A 25162-nucleotide genomic window follows, 5' to 3' on the forward strand; every position below is an offset into this window, starting at 1 on the left:
ATAGGGTGAGCCATTATTTCTTAAATTTTGAATTCATATACTGAAAAAATCATATCATGATGCAGTTACCACACAACCCATAATTTAGTCTTCTTTTGTATGTTAATTTTTAACATATTGTTTTAAATTGATTTTTATTTTATTTTTTACACTAACTGACATATTTTTTCAGAAAATATAAGAATTGTTTTGTAATAATTCACGCAGCCATAAAAATCATATCATGATTGACATGAGTAAAATGTCTACTTAGACTCGTAGATTGATTTTTCCTCACCTCTCATTATTGGAATATAAAAACCGATGAGTCATGTAATTTGGATAATGGAAGGTTTGTCATCACAACGTGATATTATTTTAGGCATTAAAGATTATTGTAAAAAAATTAATAAAAACGTCACTCTTATTGCATCTCATCGCCACAGTCGAAATGAAATACTTTCTCTGGCTGATATTGCGTTGATCGAGCCTCATGAAGATGAACAGCGTCTAGCCTTTATTACTGCCACCGTGAAGCGTTATGGCGTTAACGTCATCCATACGGGACGTCACTGCCAGTGGTTCGAAACACACCGTCAGGATATCGAAGTTTTAGGCGTCGCGTTGACAACCGGCGCCACAAGCACCGCTATGTTTGAGCTGGCCAATGATAAGGTCAAGTTCGCCAATTTCATGAAAGAGCATGGTCTCCCGGTTGTGCCGTCCATTCGCGTGGAGACAGCCAGAGAACTGCGTTATCATATTGAAATTAATAATTATTCTCCTTCCGGTAAAAAATGGCTCTGTGTGAAACCCGTCACCGGTATTTATGGCATGGGATTCTGGCGTTTTGATGACAATGCCAGTGCAATGGCAGCATTCACACATCCTGATAGCCGCGAAGTACACCCTGAAATTTATCTGCATGCGCTAGAGCAACAGGACGTCCTTGAACCGTTAGTTTTAATGCCCTACCTGCCCGGCCCTGAGTACTCGGTCGACATGCTGGTGGAACGGGGAAAGGTCATCACGGCAGTCGCCCGCCGTAAAGAAGGTGCTCTGCAATATCTTGAGCAATCAGGCCCTGCCTATGAACTAGGAAAGTCTTGTGCTGAGCTTATGCAGGCTGATGGTCTGGTGAATGTTCAGACTCGAAACAATGACAATGGCGAGCCAGTGTTGCTTGAAATCAACCTGCGTCCATCAGGCGGCATTGGTTATACCCGCCATAGCGGCGTAAATCTGTCGGGCCTATTTGCCATGCGCCAGCTCGGTTTTATCGAAGAGTCGGAAGCTGTTATAGCCGAGACAACGGGCAATTTCACCCCCGCTGTCGTGCGCTCACTCATCGATGTAGTGGTCTACAGCCCGACACTGAATAATCTATCCTTTAGTAAAGGTGATACATGAGCACTTTCAATGCACTCCCTGTCTATCGCCGGGAACTCTCCAGCGGTACGCTGACAGTCACGCCGACTGGCGGCACACGTTCTCTGGATACCTTATTTGATATTGCTGAGCGCCAGAACCCGAAGCGTGCATTTTTATTCGTCAGTAAAGTGCTGGGGAGGCATATCCCGGTATCCCCCTTTACCATACGTTCGGCCTATCGGCAGTTGGCGCAGCAAATTCCGTCTGACCTGCCTGGACCGGTACTCTTTATTGGCATGGCGGAAACCGCCGTGGGGTTGGGTGCCGGCGTCTTTGATGAAGCAATGCGTCACGTTGAGCACTCAGTGTATTTGAGTTCCACACGTCACCCGATGGAGGGTGAACTGCTGTGTGAATTTAAAGAAAATCACAGCCACGCTACGGATCACCTTCTTTATCACCCTACCGACCCGATATTGCGTGCTCGCGTGCGCGATGCACGCAGCCTGGTGCTGGTGGATGACGAAGCCACCACTGGCAATACTTTCATTAATCTGCTGGAGTCGCTGCGTGTGCATGCCGGCCTGACACAACTGGAGCGCGTTGTAACCGTGACGTTGACCGACTGGAGCGGCAATGCAATTGAGGCACAATGCCCGCTACCCGTGACCACGGTCTCTCTCATTCAGGGCGACTGGCATTGGGAGAAAAATCCCAACGCCCCTATCCCAATCATGCCTTGCATTAGCAAGACGGCCACCGGAAGCGTACCGATCACCGGCAAACAGAGTTGGGGTCGCCTTGGGATGGCAGCACCAGCACGCGATCTGGGCAATGATATTACAACATCATCTGGAGAAAAGATCCTGGTGCTGGGATCCGGGGAGTTTGTCTGGGAACCATTACTGCTGGCCGAACGTCTCGAAAACGCCGGGGCGCAGGTCAAATTCAGCTGCACGACCCGGTCGCCAATTGCTACCGGGTTTGCTATTGAATCGACCATTGCCTTCACGGACAACTACGGTTTGGGTATTCCTAACTTTGTGTATAACGTTGCCCACCAGCTGTTTGACCGAATTCTGCTGTGTGTCGAAACACCGGCCGACAGTGTCGATCCGTCGCTGCTGGACGCGCTTAACTGTGTTGCCCCTACAGTAGAAGTCATCTCCTATGAATAAGCCCGTTATTCTTTCAGATCTCGATGACACCCTGTTTCAGACGCGTCGCAAGATGGTCGATGAACTGGCGCAAAAACCTTTCCGTCCGGGTGCATTAAATCGCTCCATGATCCCACGCAGCTTTATGAGTGAAGAGCAGTCTATGCTGGTGGACTGGTTGCTTGAACATGCTGACGTTATTCCAGTGACTGCCCGTGGCACCGAAGAGATAAGCCGCGTCACTATCCCCTTTCGCTCATGGTCTATTACTACCCACGGTGCGGTGATCCTCACGCCTGAAGGAGATCCTGACGAGGAATGGAAAGCGCACATGTTGGCCAGTCTGGCGGTATACCGTGAACGTCTGCTCGACCTACAACGTGGCATCACCACGCTAATGGCAGAACGTAATGTCAACGGCTGGGCGCGGATCAACTACGAATACGGCGATACACCCGTGTATCTGGTGATGAAACACACTGACAGCACCCAACTCGAAGCGCTGTACACCCTCGGCGATGAAATCGAAGACAGATTCTCAGCCGAAGGGTTTTATATCCATCGCAACAGCAACAATATTGCGTGGTTACCCATACCCGTAGAAAAAGGTCTCGCCACGCAATTCCTGCTCAATAAGCTGCGGGCAGAACGCGGCGTGTTTCCGGTCATTGGGCTGGGAGATAGTCTCAGCGACCATCGGTTTATGAAACTGTGCAACTGGTTTGGGATGCCACAACAAAGCCAGTTCGCCAGGCAGATCAGCACCCACATTTTCGGAGAGGAATAATATGCAAGCATTCACCCCATTTTCCGGCTCATATCTCCCGAATGACGTTCACTTTCTGCTCAAACTGGTGGAAATGGAAATGACGCCGGTCGAGATGAAGGAACAACTTATTCAGTCTGGTGCCAGGCATTACTCAGACATGTTGAGTCAGGAGCCCGAGCCGACGGACTGGCATCTGGATCTGTTTGCGCGAGCGCTCGAACAAGGGGCCATTCGGCTGGCGACTGAAGTGGTTATGCTGGCCAAGGCATTAGTCAACCGTTTTGGTGATACACCGATTGTCCTGGTCAGCCTGGTGCGTGCTGGCGTCCCCCTGGGCGTCATGTTGCACCAGACGTTACGGGCAATGGGAAAGCGCTCACATCATTACGGGATAAGCATCATCCGCGACCGGGGTATTGATGAAACCGCTATGGATTGGATCGAGGCACAGCACGGCACCGATGGGGTGGTGTTTGTTGACGGCTGGACGGGAAAAGGCGCGATTACCGGTCAGCTACAACAGTCGCTGGCCGGGCGTCCAGGCTACCCGGATCGACCACGATTAGTGGTGCTGGCTGATCCGTGCGGGTGTTCGTGGCTGGCTGCCAGTGACGACGACTGGCTGATCCCTTTCGGTATCATGGGCGCCCCCGTATCCGGGCTCATCTCGCGCTCTATCTGGTCATCAGAAGGTCTGCACGGCTGTGTGAAGTGCACCCATCTTAGCCCGTTTGAATGTAGCCGACAGTTGGTTGATACGGTGGCGGATTGTCGCGAAAAACTCGATGTTAAAGCGATTGCCCCCAGCCAGTGGGAACCAGAAAATTACGCGCACCTGAAAGTGCAGAGCGAGCAAGTCATTACGGCGCTGACCGAGGAGTACCATATTTCCAGTATCAATCGGATTAAACCCGGTATTGCAGAAGCGACGCGTGCCGTATTGCGCCGGGTTCCGGAACACGTGCTGGTTCGTTCAGTAGACGATCCTGATGTGGCCCTGCTGGTGTATCTGGCCCGCCAAAAGAACATCACCATCACTGAAGTGGGTGACCGTATCGGACAATACCGCGCTGTCACCATTATTAAGAAGGTTCACTGATGACAAAGAGACTATCGCCCTATCGGCTGGGCGCCACACTCTACATGCCTGCGACCCGCACTGACATCACCCAGTGCGTGTTGAATAATGAAATTGAGGGGCTACGCTCTATCGTCATCTGTCTTGAGGATGCCGTCAGTGAAACGGACGTGCCTGTTGCCCTGCACAACGTAAAGCAAGTGCTGTCAGCGCTGACCAGTGCGAAACAGGCTGGTCATGGTGCCGAATGGCCGCTGGTGTTTATCCGTCCGCGTCATGCCGAGATGGGTAAGCTACTGACTGAAACAGAAAGTCTCACTCCGATTGACGGACTGGTGCTCCCCAAATTCACCCTGGCTTCCCTGCCAGTGTGGTGGGCTATTGTAAAGGACACGCACCTGTGCATGATGCCAACACTGGAGACCGAAGATGTCTTTGATGTAGTACAAATGCGTAAGTTGGCCACGGTGCTGGTAGACCATCCTTGTCATGATCGAATCATCGCATTGCGTATCGGTGGCAATGACCTGATGAATGTCATCTCGCTACGCCGTCCACGTTATCTCACGCTGTATGACAGCCCTATGGGATATGTCATTAAAATGCTGGTGGCGGTGTTCGGTTCACGTGACTTCGCCCTGACCTCACCGGTGTGTGAACATATTGATGACCATGAAGTGATGGAGCGTGAGCTGGCACTCGACATAGCCCACGGACTGGTAGGCAAGACGGCCATTCACCCAAATCAAATTGCCAAGATCGAACAGGCGCTCATGGTGTCATCTGCTGATCATGCAGATGCCCTGCGGATACTTAACTCCAGCCAGGCTGTTTTTAAATCACAAGGCGCGATGTGTGAACCAGCGACCCACCGCCGCTGGGCCGCGCGCATCCTCGAACAGGCACAGATTTACGGCATTGCCCCGGATGGCGCGCAAGATGACGTCAGGTTCATTACGTTAACAAATCAAAGCTGAGGATAGACAAGTGAGATTCAGATTTCGAAAAGCACTCAGCACCATTCCGGATGTATCCCTGAATATGAGCAACAGCACTCCCATTAAATTGACGGCAGGCACTGAATAACCATGCAACTCAGCACCCGACAAGCACGCATTTTCCGATTGGCGATCCTGTTGAGTTCCAGGCATCCTGTATCGGCGAAGAAAATCATCACTCAGCTTGCCTGTTCAGAACCCACATTAACGCGTGCTCTGAAAGAGCTACGAGACAGCTATTCAGCCGATATAAAATACAGCAAGGCGACGCATACTTATCAACTTATCGAGTCAAAGCTGCTGGATAAAAAAGCCTTAAAATGGATGAATGATGTATTAACCGCGAGCGGAGAGCTAAAGTCAGGAGATGCCGTGAGACAAGTATCTCTGGACAAAGAAAAAAAGAAATCTGTTTCGCTTTCTCTACGGATGTCAGTGTTAAGAAGAATCGACCAATTGGCCATTCTCGCCAACACCACCCGCAGCGATGTCGTGGAACTGTTAGTAGACCAACATATTGCAGCGTTATCCTCCTCACTGATACCAAATAGCCAACAGGCGCAAAAGTAATGTTGAGCTCTCTCCGTCAAGATAGATGACGCGGCGTGCCCTGAAGGTTGATCTTCTGGATACCCGCGACGTTGGCTTGACACTTAACGGCAAACTCAACGTCAGACCCCATCGGATAACACGTCAGAACACCAACGCCTGACCATCCTTGCGGCTTTCGGTGGCGGCAATATAACCGCCGTGCGGATTGCGCATCACTACTTGCGCACCGCCAAAACTGTAGGTTTGCAGCGGATCTTCCACCACCACGTCATGACCCATGTCGCGCAGCGCTGCCAGTGTATTACGTGCCAGCGACAGCTCCACTACCACCCAACGCCCCTGTTCCACCCGCCAGCGTGGCGCATCAATCGCCGCCTGCGGGTTCTGACCGTGCAACATGATGCGCAATGCCATCTGCAAATGTCCCTGCGCCTGCATTGGTCCCCTCATCACACCAAACGACATCAGTGGCTGGCCGTGCGTATCCAGTGCAAACGCCGGAATAATGGTGTGGAATTTCGATAGCGAGATGAAAAGTAAGGGAAAGCTTGCTACCTATTGATAGCCGACCTGAATAACAGCGCCGTCTTCAGACAGTGCATGCACAGTGCTGTATCAAGGAAATGAAGAGATAAAAGGATGATGGTGCAGAAAAAGGCAGAGAGCCTGTTTCCGATTCTGTGTAGTCTCCGAATGGAGTACAACATAGATAAATCCCCCTCTATTCGAAGGGGGACATTTTATTACTCCAGCGCCAGTAGCGTTTTGATCGTTGCTATCTCCTTACGCCACTGTACTTGCAATGCCGGTTTTTGATGTTTCTCCTTGCGAGACAGATCATCTGCCAGCGTCTTCTCAAGCTCGATCAATCGCTCCAGTAGCCTATCCTCATCATGACAGGCATCTTTTATCACTGGCGGTGTTGGACTTACTGCCTCAACAGAGATGGGGGATAGGCTGCTTAAGCGTTCGTATACGCGATCAAGGTCATGCCACTCGCTCAACATACCGTTATCAATCAGCCAGAAGCGATTGCAACTCTGGCTCATCAACACCCGGTCATGTGTCACCAATAACACACCACCGGCAAAAGTTTGCAGCGTCTGCACCAGCGCCTCTTTACCTTCAATATCTAGGTGGTTGGTTGGCTCATCCAGCATTAACAACGAATAACGCGCCAGAGACAGTCCCACAAACAGTAATCTTGAGCGCTCACCACCGCTTAAAGTATCAACAGTCTGCTGATGACGCGCCCATGGAAAACCGGCACTGATAAGCGCCATTTTTCTATCATGTACTCGCGGAGCGAAAGGTTCCAACGCATTGAGCAGTGTGTCCTCATCACGCAGCTGATGCAGCGTTTGGTCGTAATAGCCCATATCGACCCGCGGATGCAGGCGAATGGCATCGTCACCAACCGGTTGCTGATACTGTCGCCATAACAGACGCAATAATGAAGACTTGCCACAGCCGTTACGACCGATAACGGCCACCCGATCACCACTTTTTACGCGCTGTAAAGGCAAGGTAAAAAGCGTTGAACTGCCAGGCGATGGACTCACTTGTAGGTTTTTCATTTCCAACAAACGATCTGCTGGCAGGGCTTCACCATGCAGCGTCAGTTGCCACTGGCTGCCAGCCGTCACGTCTGTTTGTTCCTGCTTTAGGCGTCCAATCTGCTTTTCCATTTGCTTGGCTTTGCGTGCCAAATCTTCGTTATCGTAGACTTGGCCCCATATCGCCAGCCGTTTAGCGCTGGCGGTGATGCGATCGATCTCTTTTTGCTCCGCTTTTTGCCGCAACGCGTCGCTGCGGTCACGTTCGGCCAGAGCGTTACGCGCGGCGGTACAAGGCAGTGCGAAAAAGTGCAAGGTCTGATCACGCAGGATATAACTGCCGTTCGTGACGTTATCCAGCAGTTGACTGTCATGAGAAACCAGCACAAAGCTGCCGTTCCATTGTTGCAGGAACTGTTCAAGCCACAATAATGTTGGTAAATCCAGATGATTGCTCGGTTCATCAAGCAACAACAAATCCGGTGTGCTGATTAACGCCCTGGCCAGCAACAAACGGGTATGTTGCCCACCACTTAAGGTTCCAGCGGCGAGACGCCAGTCCCGATCGCTAAAACCCATGCTGGCGAGTAAAGCTTCTGCCCGCCAGCGTTCGCTGGCTCGCTCAGCCCCAGCGAGCTGTATCAGAACCGCATCCAGCATGGTCAGGGAATGCAACGCCATCGGAAGATGTTGTTCACCGCGGGCCAACAGACAGTGGTTTGCCTTGGTCACGCGGCCACTGGCCGGCGAGAGCGTGCCGTCAAGCAGTTTCAACAGTGTGCTTTTACCACAACCGTTATGACCGATAAGTCCCAGGCGGTCGCCTTTACTTAAGGTGAGGGAGATATCAGTCAACAGTGGACCGGAAGGTGTGTCAACACAGAGAGATTGTGCAGTTAGTAAAGTGCTCATTGCTTACCCAAGAGTTATAGGTACAACAGTACCTCGTCAAACATCGCTGACGATAACCCGGTAAGCCCGAGGGAAGGAGATTAGTGGTTTGCTTCGCTCAAGCCGGAGTTATCGCAGCACGATACCGATAACGCTTGAGCTATGGCAATTACCCAAAGGATGTGAAGTGTTAAACAATTCACAGCGCGGCATAGTGATCCTCCTTGTATTCCGTTAGTTAATGGACAAAGGGATTGTAGCGACAATATTTGCTTCTTGCCACTATGCCCTGCTCCCGCCAAATGATGGACATAACCACAACTACGCTCAGACTGGATGGCAAAATGGGGGCCAGTCTATTTCGCAATCAATACCTCAACCTTAGCGACATCAAGCGCCGTCGCCAGCGCTGGCGGTGGTGCAATATCCGTGATCAGCATATCTATATCCTGCAACGAAGCGATATGTACTAGCGACATATGCTGAAACTTGGCTGAATCGCACAGCACGACTTTGTAACCTGAACGCCGCAGGTAAACGCGCTTCATTTCCGTTTCTTCAAAAGAACTGTCGTACAATCCCGCACCGGTCAACCCCGCAACGCTGGTAAACGATACATCGAACCAGAGCTGTTCGAACTGTGCCAGTGCTGAAGGGCCCACAATGGCCATTTCATCCTGCCGTACCAGGCCACCAGCCAGATAGACATCAGGCAATGCATCTCGCTGACCCAGAATATGGGCCGCCCGGATGCTGTTGGTGAAGATTTTCATTCTGCCGCAATGAAGAAGGCGTTCCGCCAACATCAGAGTCGTGGTGCCAATATCCAGCGCGATGGTTAGGTGTCGGCTGGCAATTGTCGCCGCTGCCGTCGCAATCCTCGACTTGGCGTCAGCACGCAGTTGCAGTCGCGCCTCAAAGTTGGCAGGCTCATTATCCATAACTGTCTGACTTTCCGTTGCGGGCAGCACCGCGCCACCATGAACGCGCAACAGTCGGCCTTCAGCTTCCAGCTCTATCAGGTCACGTCGCACTGTCATTTCTGATACGTTCAGTGTTTTGGAAACATCGCTAACCGTAACGCTACCCTTTCCAATCAACGCTTCCAAAATATGATTTTTTCTCTCCTGAGAAAGATAGCGCGGGCGGGCAGCGCCGCCATTTTCCTTAAATTCATCACCTGCCACTGCGATACGCCTCTCGGTCATTCATCAAATCCGTTAGAAATGAGCGGCGACGTTATTTGAATGCCGCTCTCCGGGCATTTAATTCTATGGTAGATTACCATTTTTTAAAACCAAAAAATGTTCGTTTTTGTTTGATTTATGGCGAGAGATGGAAGATTCTGGTGCGGAAATTGCCCCGTCCTGATGCATACAACTCGGAATGGGGCAAATAGATCATTCTGATAAAACGAGCGCAGTGATGTTACTCAGGTCCTTGACGGCAATGCTGCCGGGATGCAAAGGCGCGCCTTGAGTATAACTGACTACAGTCAGCCCGGCGGCACAAGCCCCCAAAACGCCGGTTACACTGTCTTCCACCGCCAGCACATCGCCCGGAGTTAAATCAAGAAGCGTCGTCGCCAGGCGGTAAGGTTCGGGATCGGGTTTGCCCGCGCTGACATCATCCAGCGTCACTAAAAATTCCATCATCTCCAGCACCCCGATGGTGCGCAGATTAGCCTCCACAATACGTCGAGATGAATTGGAGACACTGGCCTGCCGAATACCGTTATTTCTGAGTGCGACAATAGCGTCCTTTCCATGTGCTATCGGCACCAATTCATCGCTGTGAGCGATGTAATAATCTTCAATAGCGGCCAACCACTCCTGTTGAGCCAAATCCTCAGGCAGGCGCGTGCGTAATGTGTGCCAAACATCGTTGATGTGCACACCGCAAAAGCGGGACTCTGTAATATCACTGAGATCGACCCCATAGCTCGAGCACACGGCCAGTAACGCACGATGATGCAGCGGTTCACTATCAACCAGCGTACCGTCCACATCCCAGGCAACAGCTTTAAATTTCATTAAACCCTCGATGCGTGAGTGGTTTGCAACCTTCATACAGCGCTCTGAACAGCCGATACCCCTCACGATAGCAGGCCTCATTGTCAGGATTCGGCATAATAACCTCACTGAAGTGAACAAATTCACTGGCACCGTTCCAGTCTTCGCTGACCCCGACACCCATCGCCGCAGTCCAGGCCGCTCCAAGACAAGAGCCGGGATGTCCACTAAGGCGCTGGAGCGGAACCATCAACACATCAGCGACAATTTGCATCCATAGCCGACTGTGGGAACCTCCATCCGAGACGATAAAACGCGTGACCGGATAGCCGATATCACGCAGCGTCTCTATATGATGGTAGATCGCATAAGCATATGCCTCAAGCAGTGCGCGCCAGAAATGACCACCATGGTGTGATAGCGTCAGCCCGAAAAACACCCCGCGAGCCAGCGGATCGTGTAACGGGGTTTTTTCTCCCAGGAAATAGGGCAAGCACAGCAATCCGTCCGAACCTGCCGGTTGGGCGGCGGCCAGAGTGTCGAGATACTGATGGAGGGACAGCCCTTGCGCCGTTGCAGTGGCCAGATGCTGACCTGCAAAATTATCCACGAACCAGTTCAGGGCAGATCCACCGGTAGACATACAACCATTGGGCATATAAAGCCCCGGAATAAGATGGTAATCAAGATACAGCCGCGGGTCGGGCCGAATCGTTGATGATGCGGTCAATACATCAACCGAGCCGCCAAATTTCAGCAAAATATCGCCAGGATGTGTCACACCCGCGCCTAATGCCGACGCTATCATATCGGCCGCGCCGCCAACAACCGGCGTACCGGCCATCAGTCCGGTCCAACGTGCCGCGTCCTCTGTCACCGCACCGATGATCTGATCAGATTTGACCAATCGAGGCACTGCATCGCGGTGTAAATGTGCGAAGCTCACCAGTTGATCGTCAATCTCATCTGTGACGACATTAACCAGACCGGCTTCCAGCGCCCAGTTTTGCTCAATGCATCGCTCACCGGTCAACTTCCAGTTAATGAAATCATAGGAGCCGAACACGGTGGCGATACGCGCAAACACATCGGGTTCATATTGCTCCAGCCAACGAATTTTGGCACCGACCAGTTGCTGATTGATACCATTCCCCGCCTGACGGATAAACGCATCAGCATCCACTTCCCCACGCATCTGATCCACCTGCTCGCCACAACGCCCGTCACTTTGCTGAATACTGGGGCGCAGCAACTGGCCGCTATTATCAAGCAAAACAATTGCTGGCAGCATGCCGGTAACACCAATTCCGACAATGTCTGCGGGTACAACGTCATTTTTTTGCAGCAGCTCCCGAGTGATTTCCCCCAGATTTTTCCACCATTCGTCAGGAGACTCTTCCGTCCACCCCGGTTTCGGGGAGGACAACGTCACCGGACGGGAGACAATGCCCAGCACGTGATCCGGTAAACGAATCAATATGCCGATAGTCGATGTCGTTCCGATATCAATACCCAGTAAACAGCTCATACAACCTCCTGTATTTGCTGGCTATTAACGTTGACGTTCAACCACATCCATAAACCGTTTCACACGATCACCGTCTACGGTGTTCCACGTACATCCATCAACTTTAAAGTGCGTGCCGATAATCACGCCAGCGGCCATTTTCAGGATATCACTGACGTTATCAATGTTAGTGCCGGTGTTGGCAAATACCGGTACATCCTGCACCGTTTCACACACTTTACGCAGGTTGGATTGATCCGCCGGTTCGCCGGTAATCGGACCGGAAACCAGAATAGCATCAGCCATTGAGGAGAATACGGCACTGCGTGCGCGTAACTCGATGGGACGGCTATCGAGCGAGTGCGCGAACTCCGCGTTAATATTGAAAAGCAGCTTCATGTCATCACGCCCCAGGTTGTGACGCAGCCGGGATGCGGCGGCGCAATCTGGAGCCCAGACCCCCATATCAGAGGCGAACACACCAGTGAAAATTTCACGCACGAAGCTGGCCCCGGTGGTGGCGCCAATAGCGACACTGGCTTTCGGGTCCCACAGATAGTTAACACCAAATGGCACTTTCAACACCGGTTTTACCGCCTGAACAATGGCTGACATCGCCGCGACACCTTCCAACGCGGCGTTAAATACGTACGGACGATCGTTCTCATTGCCAAACATAATGGCGTCGACCCCGCCCTCTTGTAACTTCTCCACATCGCTTAGCACATCGTCGATAAGCCGGTTAATGCCCCCATCAGCGTTATAAAGCGGCGTTCCAGGCAGCGCACCAATGTGAGCCATAGCGATAACTGCTTTTTTCTTGCTACCGAAAAAATCGAAAATCATGACGTACTCCAGATAGTTAACAGGGGACTGGTCAGTCCCTTAAGGAATTAGTCGATACTGATCGCATACGCCATACCGTGCGACCACGTTCAATGTAAACAAATACAAACATAATTAACACATAATATGAAGATAAATGTTTTAATCAAGTTAATTTTGTTTTGATTTGTCCGTTTTAATAGTGTAATAAATAATCATTACCGGAGGAAAAAACGATGAACAACGTATTAGCAGTGCCTGGATATTACCCAGGATTGAAGGGGAAAACGGCGATTGTCACTGGCGGTGCCACCGGTATCGGACTGGCGATTGCCCGCACGTTACTGGCTCAAGGCATGACTGTCGCCATCGGCGATATCAACGAGATGGCGGCCAAAAATGCGGCGGCATCATTAGGTGAACACTGTTTCTCTTTCGGCATTGATGTCCGTTCCCGTCAGTCGGTTATTGAGGGATTTTCCCAGGTAACGGCCATGCTTGGTGGTTATCAACTGTTAATAGCCAATGCGGGCGTTTCCACCATGCAGCGTGCACTGGATATCACCGATGAAGAGTGGGACTTCAACTTTGATGTCAATATTCGCGGTATTTTTCTTACCAATCAGATAGCCGCCCGTCAGTTCGTACAGCAAAAACAGGGCGTTATCGTGAATACCGCGTCACTGGCCGCGAAAGTTGGCGCACCACTGCTGGCACATTACTCCGCCAGCAAATTCGCGGTATTGGGCTGGACTCAGGCTTTAGCTCGTGAGCTGGCGGTTGAGGGCATCCGCGTAAACGCCGTTTGCCCGGGATTTGTTAAAACCAGCATGCAAACACGAGAAGTCGAATGGGAAGCGACACTGCGTGATATATCACCCGAACAGGTTGTTCAGGATTATATCAGTCAGACGCCGCTCGGCCGGCTTCAGAGGCCGGAAGATGTCGCCGATGTGGTGGCATTTCTGAGTTCAGATGCCGCCCGCTTTATGACGGGTCAGGGTGTTAACGTGACCGGTGGTGTATACACCGGTTAAACGCACAAATACAAACAACATGTTGACAGCCATGTCTGACATCAAACTGGATTCATCAACGTTATCAGGCAGGATCGGAAGCCCGGCTGACCTGAACATCACGGGTATGACAGAGGTATAAGAGCATGGCATCCATTGAGTTGCAGAGCGTTTCAAAAGCCTATAACAACAGTCAGTACAGTGTTCGTGATGTGAATTTAAAAATTCGAGATGGGGAGTTTGTCATTTTCCTCGGCCCTTCTGGTTGTGGGAAATCGACTACGTTGCGAATGATTGCTGGTCTGGAAAGCATCAGTGAAGGCGCTTTACTGATCGATGGGCAAAATATGAACAATGTGGCGCCACGCGACCGCAATATTGCGGTCGTTTTTCAGAGCTACGCGCTCTACCCCCATATGACGGTGGCGGAGAATATGGCTTTTGGCCTGAAGATGCGTGGAACGCCAAAAGACGTCATCGCATCGAAAATCGCTGAAAGTGCGGCATTACTGGGTCTGGATAAGTTGCTTCACCGCAAACCGGCAGCGCTGTCCGGCGGCCAGCGCCAACGTGTCGCTTTGGGACGCGCCATTGTGCGTGAACCGCAGGCTTTCTTACTGGACGAACCACTCTCCAATCTGGATGCCCAATTACGTGCGGAAATGCGCCGTGAGCTGATTAAACTACATCGGCGGCTCGGCAAAACCATGATTTATGTCACCCATGATCAGGTTGAAGCCATGACGATGGCGGATCGTATCTGCATTATGCGTGATGGCTATCTGATACAGATCGGCGCGCCACTGGAGGTTTATGAAAATCCGGTTAACACCTTCGTGGCCAGGTTTCTTTCCTCCCCGCCCATCAATCTGCTGGCCTGCACCGTTACCGAAATCGACAGCACATTATGGTTACAACTCAAAGACGGTCCAATGCTGAAAGTGGCTGATCACATGTATGCCGATTATGCACACCTTCGGGGGAGGAAAATGATTATGGGTATTCGCCCGGAAGATTTTCATGCGCATCAGCGTCAACCCTACTGGCAACCGGTGAACCTGAACGTTACCTCGGTCGAGTCCCTTGGGGCCGATAATATCGTCAGCGGCATGATAGATGACATACAGGTCATCGTCCGACTGGATCAACATAGCCGACCACGAATCGATGACGCTATTACCGTCTATATGGATCCCAATCCGCTGCACCTTTTTGATCCGGATTCAGGGAATGTGGTGCCACGTCACCCTATTTCTCATCCGCAGAACTGAGGGCTCCCGACATGTTACGTAAATTTGGATTGCACCTTGGCCTGATCTTCGCCTGCCTTCTGGTGGTCGCCCCTATTATCTGGATCGTCCGCACCAGCCTGGTGCCGGAATCAATGTCTTACAGTAGCGATATCTTTCCGGGTTTCTCTGCTGAAAATTATGTAGGTTTGATAGGAAGCAACCATTTTCTCACCCATTACGGCAACAGCCTGATAGTTTCCTTTTGTTCTGTTTTGCTGGCAATGCCATTTGCCGCAGCGACTGGTTATGCCTTTGCCCGCTTCAAGACTGGCGGTAAGTCGGCCCGATTTATCATGCTGGCCACACAAATGCTGCCAGCCGTGGCGTTGGTTCTACCGGCCTTTGCGGTGCTGCGCTCACTGGGTCTGACCAATTCGCTGGTCGGTCTGACCCTGGTCTATACCGCACTCAACCTGCCCTTCCTGACCTGGATTTTAATGGGGTTCTTCGAGGGGATACCAGTCGATCTTGAATGGGCGGCGATGACCGATGGCGCCACCGCCTGGGGGGCATTCTGGCATATTGTACTGCCGGTCTCACTGCCGGGTCTGGCCGCCGCGGGTGTGCTTGGTTTTATCCTGTCCTGGAACGAGTTTCTCTTTGCCTTGGTGCTAAGCGGCCCGCAAACCGCCACCATCCCGGTGGCCCTTGCCGCCTTACAAACCTCGAATGGCATACAGATAGGTAAAGTCTCGGCCGGCATAGTATTGGCCATTCTACCGCTGATTATCGCTTCACATTTTATCCAGCGCTACATCGTCAAAGGGTTGACTTTTGGTGGTGTGAAATAACCAGACGCGCTTTTGTAACCACAGCCGTTAGCATCCCGGCATTCATATACCAGGAGTTATTTATGTTTAACAAGACAAAGACAGCATTGTTATCCGGTTTGATTTTGTCAGGGCTTTGCTCAACGGCGCAGGCAAAAGAGATCGTATTACGGGCCCTGATGGAAGATGTTCCCGAAACCACTATTATCGAAAAAATGTTGCCTGAATTCGAGAACAAATATCACATCAAAGTGGAGTTTGAAAAAATCGGTTACGGCGATATGCACGACAAACTGGTTCCACAGCTTATCTCGCCACAGAGCTACTATAACCTGCTTGAAGTGGATTTTCTGTGGGCCGGGGAGTTCTCTCGCGCCAACTGGCTGACCGATCTGACGCCCAGGGTGAAAAAATCGGGCTTTGATATATCGGCATTCATTCCATCAACGGTAAAACTGCTCAATACCGACCCGAAAAAGATCGAACTTATCCCGATGTATAACTACTCCATGGGGATGATTTACCGTACCGATATGCTTAAAGATAAGCACTTGCAGGACAAATACCAGGCCACCTTCAACAAACCGCTGGAACTGCCAAAAACGCTTGATGACTATGTCACCCTGGTGAAATTCATCAAACAGCAAACGGGCAACCCTGGCGCAGCCATGCAGGGACAGCGCGGCGATCCAAACAGTATGGAATTCTCCAATTACCTGTTTAGCGCAGGCGGCGACTATCTGAACGCCGATAACAAAGTAGTGCTCGACAACGCCGCGGGTAAAAAAGCCATGGGCCTTTACGTCGATGCCATCAAAAACGGAGCACAAACCGGCGCCTTGTCCGCCACCCTGGACGATACCATTCGACTGATGTGCAGCGGCAAAGCCTTCAGCATGGTCTCTTACTGGTGGATGCTGCCGACACTCGACAATCCGAAAACCTGTCCGGCGGTAGCAGGTAAACTGGCGCTAAGCACCATGCCGGGTGGACACGGCGAAAGCGGCGGCTGGGGATGGGGCATACCCAAGAACACCACGGATAAAGAAAAAGCCGCCGCCTGGACTTTTATTCAGTGGGTACAAAGCAAAGACATCAGTACCGCCCGGGCACTTGAAGGACATGCCCCAGTACGTGCGGATGTCTATAAAGATGCCAGCGTATTGGCAAAATACCCTTACTATGCTGATGCGGAAAAAGTGGTGGCTTCCGGCAAATCATTCCCGATTTTTACTTATTCAGCTAAATATGAAGACGTATTGGGCACGGCGTTATCCCAGGTCGCTGGCGGTAACAGCACGATCGATGACGCACTGACGCAATCCGCCGATCAACTTAAAAAACTGATGAAGAAATAAGTGATGATGCCGATCAGAACCTCTTATTCAACGGCGAATACCATCAAGCCCGGTCAGCTTTCCCGCATTGACCGTTTTCGTCTGACAGGATGGGCATTCGCCGCGCCGGGCATGGCGACACTGGCTATTGTGCTTGGTTTTCCGGTGGTATATGCCATCATGCTGGCCTTTTCATCCTACACGTTGCTGGCTCCGCATATGGCGCCCTTTACCGGGTTGGAAAACATCGTCTCTGTCCTCAGTGATGAGGCGTTCTGGTCTGCGGCCTGGCTGACGATACGGTATTCGGTGTTAACCGTATCCGGCGAGTTTATCATTGGTCTGGGCATAGCATTGATGCTCAACCGGGTAGTGAAAATGCGCCCGGTCTATTTTGCCCTTCTGACTATCCCGATGGCGATGTCGCCAGTCAGTGTGGCGCTGATATGGCGCATGCTGCTGCAACCGAACCTCGGGATCGTTAACCACATGCTGCAAAGCGCCGGTCTACCCGCTCTGGATTGGCTGGGCAACCCAACGCTGGCGTTCTGGACCATGGCCGGTATTGACATCTGGCAACAGGTCTCATTTGTCGTGCTGATCCTGGCCGCCGGTCTGGCAGCCTTACCCAAGGATCCCTACGAGGCGGCGGAAATTGACGGCGCACGTCGATGGCAGCAGTTTTGGTATATCACGCTGCCGATGTTACGTCCTGTCTCCGCCATCGCCGTGGTTATCCAGTTGATTAATGAACTAAGAACCTACGATCTTCCTTATATCTTGACGCGAGGCGGTCCGGGGTCGGCAACCGAAGTGCTGAGTTTCTTTGCCTATCGTCGCGCTTTCCTCGGGCTGACAATTAACGAAGGTGCCGCCGCCGCGCTAATGCTTTTACTGATCGTTTTAATCATGTCGGTTATCTTTTTCGCCATGCTTGAACGACGTCGTCAGTGAAAGCACCAACGCTGAACGCACCAGAACATTATGGAGATAAACCCTTGCAAGAAGAGGTTGGATTTCATCACGGGAACATCATCCGGTGACGAAATCCAACAATACTATTCGCCAGGTATCGAGTGATATGAGACCTGATGGCGATTCTCAGGCTGCGCGTGTTTTTTCCAATAATGAAGCGATAAAACTCTTCGTCTCTTTCACCTGCTGAATAAAACCGGACAAGATAGCGCTAAACCTGGCTTCATCCAGGGTTGCCAGTGAATGCTGGGCGCAAAGACGTAGATTGTAATATTCATCCAGTGCCAGCCAGCAACCGCGCATCGCCGCCATTTCAAAGTTCAGTTGCAGCATCAATTTATAAACAACCGGGTTCTCTTCCCCTTGCAGGTTCAGTATCTGGCAATGGACCAGTAGACTATCGCTATGTTCCGGTACTTCAATGACTGCGGCTTCCTGACCATCATCGCCAAGCAGAACACAAATACCCTCATTAAGCGTGATTTCCGTCCGGCAGGAACGGCCAAAGTAATGCAGCAAATGAGCCGCTCTCTGTTGTGCTGATGTCATCATTTCTCTCCTGTTGATAGTCCCTGAAGCCACTTAGTTTTTAGCAAGTTCAATGCTTTCTTTTTCAGACAAGGTAAATGTCAGCCCATTCTGTGATACGGAACCTGCACTGGCAGCAACGCTGGCACCTGCGCGCAGATCGAACGTGAGGTTATGTTCCTTATCCAATGCGACAGTTTTTTGGGTATCAATGGGTTGATAACCGGTCCCCACCGAAGCTTTGGCGGTCACTCCGCCATTCCGACCAAAGTTGACATCGATTCCATTATCACTGCGGGTAAAGCTCAGGTTATAGGTTCTGTCCCCCGTCAACCCACCTCCTGGGACGATGGGAACGGGAAGACTTTTCAGTGCCGGCACATAGAGCGTACTTAACCCACCGTTATAGTTACGGCTAAAGCTCAGATTCTCTCCATTATCCAGCGACAAAATGGTGTCTTTCATTTTTTGCAGCAATTCTTTTTGGGAGCCAGCCTGCAATGCGGTGCGTGACGTCACACTAACGGCGTGGTTTTCATTCTGGAATGCTTTGGCAAAGGATCTGATCGCACCATAATCAGCTTCTAATGTTTTGAAGTTAGTAAAGCCCATGTCAGTCACTTTTTTCACTTCATTGCCGCCATATTGCTGATCACGCAGTTGAGTCAACGCGTCTTTCATCGGTTGCAAATCCGCAGCAGTGGGATTTTTCCCTGACAATGTTGCCAGTTGGTCAGTAACCTTATGCAGATCGCCCACGGTGAGGGTATCCAGTACCAGACGGGATTTGGTCAACGCCATCGGGTCATGAATATCACGATGCGAGCTGGTCGCCACTTTGTCACTTTGGTAGCTCATATCCACATTTTTCATCACAAACGTTCTCCTTCGTGAAAAGTGACAGTGAAGGTCTGAATGTCGATGTGAGCCATGCCACCCTTAACAACGTGAAAAATCACTACAAGGTTCCTGAATCAACCCATCTACAGGTGAAATAATATGCATAGAGGTGTAAGTAAACACGATGTGGCATCACCATCCCGTTGGGTCGAGCTTGTTCATCGCGGGGGATACATTACTCCGGCACAACGTCAGGCTTTTGAGCAAGCCATCCAAATGGTTAGTGGTCGATTAAATCTGGTACTCAGTAAGCAAGATCAGCCACGAACAGGTCAGTTTAACTTTGATGCTTTTGTTGATTCGCTGGAGAATGATTTTCTGAAAAATGCGGATAATGATGTTTCACCTGGTTTAAGCAGTGATATCGGACAAACAGCTTTCTGGGTTATCCGTTCTATTGCCGACCAGCTAATAACCTTACAGAAGCAGCGACAAGTGCTGTGACATGAGCGCCATTTACACACCAAAGCCAGCAATCATTTGCTGGCTTTTCTCATTGTGTAACACGCGATGAGCAGGTTGCCGATGTTCGGGAAACGGCCAGATAAATGGCGATAATACCGAAGCTACAACCGACTGAGACAATCCATCGCGACCGCTTTAAAACTGATAAAGTCGGGACTTTCGCGCAAACGCGTCATCGCCCGCTCCCGCATAAAGGTTACAAATAGATCGTAGATCGCCATGGCTTCTTCGTACTCGGTTTTGCTGATCGCCAACAGGAAAATCACATAGGCGGTTTCATCGCCCCAGGCAATGCCTTGCGGAGCCAATACGGTAAACACCACGGTTTTTTTTGCTAACAATCCCAGCGAGTGCGGTAATGCAATCCCTTCACCCAGCATGGTACTGACGATAGCTTCTCGTTCTTCCACCGAAGGATAAAATGCCGCGTCGACATACCCTTCCCGCTCAAGCTGATCACACAGCAAGCGGAACAATTGCGATTGATCCATCGGCGTATTGATGATGTGAAAGTGCTGTGCGTCAAAAAACCGCTCCAGCATGTACGGCCTGGTGCGATCCACCAGTACCAGCTTACCGATCTGTTCCAGTTGGTAGCCGGTAGGAAATGGCGATATCACCACCACCGGTTTATCTTTTTCGTTCAGCCGCGAGGTTGAAATAACAAAATCAGCTTCAATACTCGGCATCGCCTGATATTCTCGCGGCGAGCTAACGGTGTTCACCTCAATTTGCGGATACTTGCGCATCAACACTGCCTGAATCATGCGGATGGTAGAATTTCCGGTGTCACAAACCAATAACACCTGAGGATGGCGCTGATAACCGACGTTGTAGTGGCGCTCCAAACCAACGCCAATATGTAAGACCAGAAAACCGATTTCATTTTCACTGATGACATAAGGCGTATATTTGCCCCAACTGGAAACCGCCGCCAGCGTCACATCGTAAGCCATAGGATAGTGCTGCTTGATGTTGGCCAGCAGTGGGTTGGGGATATGAATCTGATAGCGCACGCGGGTAATCATGGTTTTGACATGGGTAAGCAGGTCAGCGCGCAGTTGCGGATCATTTTGCAGGTTGAAATTGTAGTGTTTGTTGATGTAACTGAGGATGTAATCCACCAGGGAGTTACTGTCGTCGGCACTGATGGCGCTCGGTGTAATCTCTTGCACACGGCGTGCAGCAATGTTCACCCGCAGATAAGCCTCTTCCGACAGAGAAATCGGTTTACTGGTCAACGACCGCATGACCTGAATGATATGTTGCGCCGCATGGCACACATCCTCATCAACCCCTTCAGCAACGAAATCGGAAAGCGGATACCCCTCGTTGATGCGCCGTATCGTCACCGCGCAGTAAAGTTGCAGATAACGCTCCCCGTCGTCCGTCATGCGAATCGAACTGCGAGAAAGGCATTGATGTAGCAACGGCTGTAACATCGACACCATACCACGGTCGAGCACATCAGCACTGAGCAGTGGGTTATCGTTGTCATTTTGCTCAATCTGGTACAGCAGATCGGTCAGACAGGTACGAATTGAGACTTCGCCGCCAAACAGTTTCATGCCGTAGCGAGGTCTGGCCTCAAGTGACAGACTATAACGATTCAACCATTCCCGCACTTCAGCCATATCATTTTGCAGAGTCGCCCGGCTGACAAACCATTCGTCCGCCACATCTTCCAGTTTGAGCGAGAAAGCGGAGGTTAAAAAACGCATTAGCAGATAATGTACGCGCTCTGTCGAGGTTCGCGGCACATTCAACCGAGATGGCGACGCTTGCAACCAGTCATCGTAACGGGCTGAATCAATAATTTTTAGCTGGTAACCCTCACCACGATTGAGCACGAAACTCGCGCCGTGATCTGCCAGCAACTCGTTGAGCGACGTGATATCAGTACGTACAGTACGTGTCGACACGGCAAAACGCCGCGCCAACTCTCCCTGCGGCAGAGGTTCATTTCTCAGGGCATCAAACAACTGCGCTAATCGTTGGTTGGGAAATCTCACGTGATTTGATCCCATGTTACGAATTTACACATATGATCGGCAGCGGCCATCTTTATTCCCGGCAAACCAGAGAATTGCCCGTTATCCATCTTTTCCTCCGAACCATAAAGTTGGCCGCCCAGGGTTATACAACACGTTTGTTATGGCGGAACGTTTATTATGCCAGCAGCTGTTGAGTCATCGTCAATAGCGCTCGAACATCATCAGGCCGTGTGTTACCAGACGCTGGGTCAATAATTGAGCTGTAAATATGCGGAATGATTTTGCTCACACCGGCATCCAATGCCACCTTAAGAATCTCGGCATAATTATCCAGACTGATACCACCTGTCGGTTCCAGCCAGAAATCATGCCTGGCGCAGGCTTGTGCCACCGCGGTGAACTCGTCAATCGATTTTAGCCCGCCCATCGGGAAATATTTGATTGAACTGCCGCCCATATCTTTCAGTAACGCAATGGCAGTCTCTATTGGAACAACACCGTCAGGCGCCAGAGAGCTCAACGGACCAGTGGAAATTTTCACCATTCCAACCGTACCGGTTGGTGATACCAGTCCATTCACCACCGTCTGCGATTGCCCCAGCAATGCCCGGCTGGTACCCACGCCGGTGAATACCTGATTAACATGCTGTGGCTGAATCTGGCGAGCAATTTCACTCACCATCAACGACTGATTCGGATCACCCGCCCCCAACCCAACAGAAATTGCATTATCGATCAGTTGAGCATAGTCGAGCATATCCGCCACGGCGTCGTCGACGCTGCCATAATTTTTCGACAATACCCCTACCAGCACATACCCATCAGCAGCCAGCCATATGTCGCGAGCGTTTTGTTTAGAGCCCGCCAGCACATTCAGGCAAACACGATCATTATAGAATTTGGGTGTCAACGTCATGCGCTTTTATCTCCTGTTAATAAAGCCTTCATGCAAACAAAAATGGTATCTAGCTGATCTGGAGTAACACTGCGCACATCGACTTCGATAATGCTTTCATTGGCTTTGTAGCCGCGGAAATAGATGGCGATATCACCGGTTTTCAACGCCAGCACCACCTCGCCAGTGGTACGGCCAATCACCGCTTCGTCGAAATGAATTTCAGTACGGGCGATATCGCGCCCAGCGGCATCCCATACCACGCGGGCACAGACACCTTGCAGACTATTGAGATCAGCGATAAAGGGGGTCATTTTTTCCACCATCTGCGCACCGGTCACTTTCTGCTGGGTCAGGTAGTTTTCAATCGCCTGCGTCAGGCCCAGAATGCCTTCTTTACCCACTTTCATCGCACGACCAATCCCGGTTGATTGGCGTTTCACCCACTCAACATAGTGATGCTTACCGATCACCAGTCCGCTGGTTGGCCCTTCGATGGCTTTCGCCCCGCTGTAAATAACCAAATCGGCACCGGCACGGTAATAACCCTGCAAATCTTCTTCCGCCGCCGCATCAACAATTAACGGTACACCGTGTTCAGCCGCCACGACGGCCGCCTGCGCCACGCTGAGGTGGCTTTTCTGCACACAGTGGTGAGATTTGATATAGAGGATTGCTGCGGTTTGTGAGGTAATTGCCGCAGAAAGTTGTTCCGGCGAACACTCATTGGCATAACCCGCCTCCACTAGCCGACCACCGCCCAGCGCCACCATGGTGCCGACTGGCGCACCGAAGTTCACGTTGTGACCTTTCGGCAGCACAATGTCATGTGGCACGGTCAGTGGTGCTGCGTGCAGGTTATCCAGTAGCCAATCGTTATCTTTGACGATCACCGCCGCCACCGACTGGGCAATGCCCGCAGAAGCACAGGACACCACCACCGCGTTTTCCACATTCAACAACCCGGCGATATAAACGCCAGTCTTATTCACCAGATCTTTCATTTCAAAATAGTGATTAAGACCGTACCGCACAGTATCCACCACGTCGGCGGACGGTGTGGAAACACCGAGAATAGTCATCCGCCCGGAGGCGTTGATAACTTGTTTTAAACCATATTTTTCATACACCGAACACATCGTTTATTTTCCCTTCATCGGTCACTATCCACTGACCGGCCACAACCACCGCCAGCGGCATCAGATATTTTTCGCCCTGCACATGTTCCCCTTCGGAATCAATGAACGGACAAGCATCTTCTTTGACAGTAAAAATGGTCAGGTCCGCATCAAGCCCCACATCGAGACGGCCCTTGGTTTGCAGGCGCAGACCATCGGCGGCCCGCCAGGTAACTCGGTCGATAACCTGCGGCAACGTCATGCCGATGCTAAAGAATTTCGACATCACATGTGCAAGGTTACGCACCGGACCGTGGATGCGATTACGGCAATAAATATCCGAACTGATGGTGTCAGGCAGAACGCCCTGTGCGATGGCGATACGCGCCACTTCAAAACTGAAACTGGCGTTACCGTGGCCGACATCCAGCCGGACACCACGCTCAATTGCCTGTTTAACCGCCGCCCGCAATGTGCCTGCCGGGGTAAGAATGCGGTTCGGTTTGCCGTTATAGCAATGAGTGATAATGTCACCGGCAGTCAGCAACCCGGCTATTTCATCAAGATCAGGAGGGTTGTTGCCGACATGAACCATCAACGGCAGACCACCGATCTCCTGCTGGATAGCCTTCGCGCACTGCAACGGTTTAATGCCGTTTTCACCCACCACACTGCTGCTCATCCGCGCTTTGATACCGACGATAAAATCCGGTAGACGCTGTACAGCATCGCGCACCGCCAGTGGATCAATCTGCTGCATGTCCGCCAGTTCGTTTTGCGTCACAATGCCGGTACGGGCAATATTCAGCAGCGCATACACCTGCGTGGTGGCACTGCGGGTAATGGCATAAAAATCATCAATATCGTTCGCGCCAGTGCTACCCGCATCAATCACCGTCGTCACACCGGTACTGACGCCAATGCGATCCGCCTCATCATGATAAATCGGTGATTTGGGGTAACAATGTACGTGGGAATCAATCCAGCCGGCACTCAGATAGTAACGTCCCGCCAGATCCCGCTCACATTTCGCCGTTCCCGCTACCTGTCCGACGGCGGCAATTTTGCCGTCATGGATAGCGATATCGACCTGTTGTTCATCGGTCAGACGCGCACGCCGGATAATGAGATCGAACATGATCTATAACTCCTTGAACGGTGGTTTGCCCACTAAGGG

At 51.2% G+C, this 25162-nt stretch carries 23 protein-coding genes and 1 pseudogene; 12 read left to right on the plus strand and 12 right to left on the minus strand.

The features are described from left to right. Positions 1-303: 303 nt before the first annotated feature. From PCO85_11445 to PCO85_11470, 6 genes are all read left to right on the plus strand, one after another. Positions 304-1389 (plus strand): ATP-grasp domain-containing protein, encoded by a 1086-nt coding sequence (locus tag PCO85_11445; GenBank protein WJV55937.1) that lies wholly within the window; start codon positions 304-306, stop codon positions 1387-1389. Beyond that, complete coding sequence (locus tag PCO85_11450; GenBank protein WJV55938.1) at positions 1386-2528, plus strand: phosphoribosyltransferase domain-containing protein; 1143 nt, start codon at positions 1386-1388, stop codon at positions 2526-2528. The genes PCO85_11445 and PCO85_11450 overlap by 4 nt, the downstream gene beginning before the upstream one ends. Next, positions 2521-3294 (plus strand): hypothetical protein, encoded by a 774-nt coding sequence (locus PCO85_11455; protein WJV55939.1) that lies wholly within the window; start codon positions 2521-2523, stop codon positions 3292-3294. Before PCO85_11450 ends, PCO85_11455 begins: the two co-directional genes overlap by 8 nt. A gap of 1 nt (position 3295) precedes the next feature. After that, on the plus strand, positions 3296-4375 hold the full coding sequence (locus PCO85_11460; protein ID WJV55940.1) for a cysteine protease StiP family protein: 1080 nt from the start codon (positions 3296-3298) through the stop codon (positions 4373-4375). Continuing rightward, positions 4375-5331, plus strand: a complete 957-nt coding sequence (locus PCO85_11465) for an HpcH/HpaI aldolase/citrate lyase family protein (protein WJV55941.1) — start codon at positions 4375-4377, stop codon at positions 5329-5331. Before PCO85_11460 ends, PCO85_11465 begins: the two co-directional genes overlap by 1 nt. A 111-nt stretch (positions 5332-5442) precedes the next feature. Continuing rightward, on the plus strand, positions 5443-5922 hold the full coding sequence (locus PCO85_11470) for a tellurium resistance protein TerW (protein ID WJV55942.1): 480 nt from the start codon (positions 5443-5445) through the stop codon (positions 5920-5922). A 123-nt stretch (positions 5923-6045) separates the two neighbouring features. On the opposite strand, the pseudogene PCO85_11475 reads toward PCO85_11470, so the two are convergent. From PCO85_11475 to PCO85_11500, 6 genes and pseudogenes are all read right to left on the minus strand, one after another. Then, positions 6046-6420 (minus strand): annotated as a pseudogene (locus PCO85_11475) (gamma-glutamyltransferase). 227 nt (positions 6421-6647) lie between these two features. Beyond that, on the minus strand, positions 6648-8372 hold the full coding sequence (locus PCO85_11480) for an ABC-F family ATP-binding cassette domain-containing protein (GenBank protein WJV55943.1): 1725 nt from the start codon (positions 8370-8372) through the stop codon (positions 6648-6650). 335 nt (positions 8373-8707) lie between these two features. Then, the gene (locus tag PCO85_11485; GenBank protein ID WJV51899.1) at positions 8708-9559 is read right to left on the minus strand and encodes a DeoR/GlpR family DNA-binding transcription regulator; all 852 of its coding nucleotides are present in this window, start codon (positions 9557-9559) and stop codon (positions 8708-8710) included. Between the two features lie 192 nt (positions 9560-9751). After that, entirely contained in the window at positions 9752-10384 is a 633-nt protein-coding gene (locus PCO85_11490; protein ID WJV51900.1) for an HAD family phosphatase, read from the minus strand. After that, complete coding sequence (locus tag PCO85_11495; GenBank protein ID WJV51901.1) at positions 10374-11891, minus strand: FGGY-family carbohydrate kinase; 1518 nt, start codon at positions 11889-11891, stop codon at positions 10374-10376. The genes PCO85_11490 and PCO85_11495 overlap by 11 nt, the downstream gene beginning before the upstream one ends. 24 nt (positions 11892-11915) lie before the next feature. Then, positions 11916-12716: a BtpA/SgcQ family protein gene (locus tag PCO85_11500; protein WJV51902.1), complete on the minus strand. Its 801-nt coding sequence runs from the start codon at positions 12714-12716 to the stop codon at positions 11916-11918. Between the two features lie 215 nt (positions 12717-12931). Between PCO85_11500 and PCO85_11505 the strand changes: the two genes are divergently transcribed. The 5 genes from PCO85_11505 to PCO85_11525 all read left to right on the plus strand — a co-directional run bounded on the left by PCO85_11505 (position 12932) and on the right by PCO85_11525 (position 18064). Next, positions 12932-13732 carry an SDR family NAD(P)-dependent oxidoreductase gene (locus PCO85_11505; GenBank protein ID WJV51903.1) on the plus strand — a complete coding sequence of 267 codons (801 nt, stop codon included), beginning with the start codon at positions 12932-12934 and terminating at the stop codon, positions 13730-13732. A 125-nt stretch (positions 13733-13857) separates the two neighbouring features. Then, on the plus strand, positions 13858-14982 hold the full coding sequence (gene ugpC, locus PCO85_11510) for a sn-glycerol-3-phosphate ABC transporter ATP-binding protein UgpC (protein WJV51904.1): 1125 nt from the start codon (positions 13858-13860) through the stop codon (positions 14980-14982). An 11-nt stretch (positions 14983-14993) separates the two neighbouring features. Beyond that, positions 14994-15794: a carbohydrate ABC transporter permease gene (locus tag PCO85_11515; GenBank protein WJV51905.1), complete on the plus strand. Its 801-nt coding sequence runs from the start codon at positions 14994-14996 to the stop codon at positions 15792-15794. Positions 15795-15856: 62 nt separating this feature from the next. Then, positions 15857-17131 (plus strand): extracellular solute-binding protein, encoded by a 1275-nt coding sequence (locus PCO85_11520; GenBank protein WJV51906.1) that lies wholly within the window; start codon positions 15857-15859, stop codon positions 17129-17131. A 3-nt stretch (positions 17132-17134) separates the two neighbouring features. Further along, positions 17135-18064, plus strand: a complete 930-nt coding sequence (locus tag PCO85_11525; protein WJV51907.1) for a sugar ABC transporter permease — start codon at positions 17135-17137, stop codon at positions 18062-18064. Positions 18065-18211: 147 nt separating this feature from the next. Here the strand turns inward: PCO85_11525 and PCO85_11530 are convergent, their stop codons facing one another. Together PCO85_11530 and PCO85_11535 are read right to left on the minus strand one after the other, a co-directional pair. Beyond that, positions 18212-18634: a type III secretion system chaperone gene (locus tag PCO85_11530; GenBank protein WJV56063.1), complete on the minus strand. Its 423-nt coding sequence runs from the start codon at positions 18632-18634 to the stop codon at positions 18212-18214. 33 nt (positions 18635-18667) lie between these two features. Further along, a complete protein-coding gene (locus tag PCO85_11535; protein WJV56064.1) occupies positions 18668-19486 on the minus strand; it encodes an AvrE-family type 3 secretion system effector in 819 nt (272 codons plus the stop codon). A gap of 126 nt (positions 19487-19612) precedes the next feature. On the opposite strand from PCO85_11535, the gene PCO85_11540 reads away from it, so the two are divergent. After that, positions 19613-19957, plus strand: a complete 345-nt coding sequence (locus PCO85_11540; GenBank protein WJV51908.1) for a DNA-binding protein — start codon at positions 19613-19615, stop codon at positions 19955-19957. A 122-nt stretch (positions 19958-20079) separates the two neighbouring features. Here the strand turns inward: PCO85_11540 and PCO85_11545 are convergent, their stop codons facing one another. The 4 genes from PCO85_11545 to PCO85_11560 all read right to left on the minus strand — a co-directional run bounded on the left by PCO85_11545 (position 20080) and on the right by PCO85_11560 (position 25123). Further along, a complete protein-coding gene (locus PCO85_11545; GenBank protein ID WJV51909.1) occupies positions 20080-21990 on the minus strand; it encodes a PRD domain-containing protein in 1911 nt (636 codons plus the stop codon). A 157-nt stretch (positions 21991-22147) separates the two neighbouring features. Then, positions 22148-22888, minus strand: a complete 741-nt coding sequence (locus PCO85_11550) for a KDGP aldolase family protein (GenBank protein WJV51910.1) — start codon at positions 22886-22888, stop codon at positions 22148-22150. Beyond that, positions 22885-24006: a DgaE family pyridoxal phosphate-dependent ammonia lyase gene (locus tag PCO85_11555; protein ID WJV51911.1), complete on the minus strand. Its 1122-nt coding sequence runs from the start codon at positions 24004-24006 to the stop codon at positions 22885-22887. The genes PCO85_11550 and PCO85_11555 overlap by 4 nt, the downstream gene beginning before the upstream one ends. Then, on the minus strand, positions 23990-25123 hold the full coding sequence (locus PCO85_11560; GenBank protein ID WJV51912.1) for an amidohydrolase/deacetylase family metallohydrolase: 1134 nt from the start codon (positions 25121-25123) through the stop codon (positions 23990-23992). The genes PCO85_11555 and PCO85_11560 overlap by 17 nt, the downstream gene beginning before the upstream one ends. Positions 25124-25162 lie beyond the last annotated feature (39 nt).

Source organism: Prodigiosinella aquatilis (assembly GCA_030388725.1).
Taxonomy (GTDB): Bacteria; Pseudomonadota; Gammaproteobacteria; order Enterobacterales; family Enterobacteriaceae; genus Prodigiosinella; species Prodigiosinella aquatilis.

Coding starts and splice junctions, on each gene's coding strand:
- PCO85_11500 (WJV51902.1), bottom strand. CDS start 12,716: ATGATTTTCGATTTTTTCGGTAGCAAGAAAAAAGCAGTTATCGCTATG.
- PCO85_11480 (WJV55943.1), bottom strand. CDS start 8,372: ATGAGCACTTTACTAACTGCACAATCTCTCTGTGTTGACACACCTTCC.
- PCO85_11505 (WJV51903.1), top strand. CDS start 12,932: ATGAACAACGTATTAGCAGTGCCTGGATATTACCCAGGATTGAAGGGG.
- PCO85_11515 (WJV51905.1), top strand. CDS start 14,994: ATGTTACGTAAATTTGGATTGCACCTTGGCCTGATCTTCGCCTGCCTT.
- PCO85_11520 (WJV51906.1), top strand. CDS start 15,857: ATGTTTAACAAGACAAAGACAGCATTGTTATCCGGTTTGATTTTGTCA.
- PCO85_11445 (WJV55937.1), top strand. CDS start 304: ATGAGTCATGTAATTTGGATAATGGAAGGTTTGTCATCACAACGTGAT.
- PCO85_11560 (WJV51912.1), bottom strand. CDS start 25,123: ATGTTCGATCTCATTATCCGGCGTGCGCGTCTGACCGATGAACAACAG.
- ugpC (WJV51904.1), top strand. CDS start 13,858: ATGGCATCCATTGAGTTGCAGAGCGTTTCAAAAGCCTATAACAACAGT.
- PCO85_11550 (WJV51910.1), bottom strand. CDS start 22,888: ATGACGTTGACACCCAAATTCTATAATGATCGTGTTTGCCTGAATGTG.
- PCO85_11540 (WJV51908.1), top strand. CDS start 19,613: ATGCATAGAGGTGTAAGTAAACACGATGTGGCATCACCATCCCGTTGG.
- PCO85_11455 (WJV55939.1), top strand. CDS start 2,521: ATGAATAAGCCCGTTATTCTTTCAGATCTCGATGACACCCTGTTTCAG.
- PCO85_11530 (WJV56063.1), bottom strand. CDS start 18,634: ATGACATCAGCACAACAGAGAGCGGCTCATTTGCTGCATTACTTTGGC.
- PCO85_11525 (WJV51907.1), top strand. CDS start 17,135: ATGATGCCGATCAGAACCTCTTATTCAACGGCGAATACCATCAAGCCC.
- PCO85_11555 (WJV51911.1), bottom strand. CDS start 24,006: ATGTGTTCGGTGTATGAAAAATATGGTTTAAAACAAGTTATCAACGCC.
- PCO85_11485 (WJV51899.1), bottom strand. CDS start 9,559: ATGACCGAGAGGCGTATCGCAGTGGCAGGTGATGAATTTAAGGAAAAT.
- PCO85_11535 (WJV56064.1), bottom strand. CDS start 19,486: ATGAAAAATGTGGATATGAGCTACCAAAGTGACAAAGTGGCGACCAGC.
- PCO85_11465 (WJV55941.1), top strand. CDS start 4,375: ATGACAAAGAGACTATCGCCCTATCGGCTGGGCGCCACACTCTACATG.
- PCO85_11495 (WJV51901.1), bottom strand. CDS start 11,891: ATGAGCTGTTTACTGGGTATTGATATCGGAACGACATCGACTATCGGC.
- PCO85_11460 (WJV55940.1), top strand. CDS start 3,296: ATGCAAGCATTCACCCCATTTTCCGGCTCATATCTCCCGAATGACGTT.
- PCO85_11490 (WJV51900.1), bottom strand. CDS start 10,384: ATGAAATTTAAAGCTGTTGCCTGGGATGTGGACGGTACGCTGGTTGAT.
- PCO85_11470 (WJV55942.1), top strand. CDS start 5,443: ATGCAACTCAGCACCCGACAAGCACGCATTTTCCGATTGGCGATCCTG.
- PCO85_11450 (WJV55938.1), top strand. CDS start 1,386: ATGAGCACTTTCAATGCACTCCCTGTCTATCGCCGGGAACTCTCCAGC.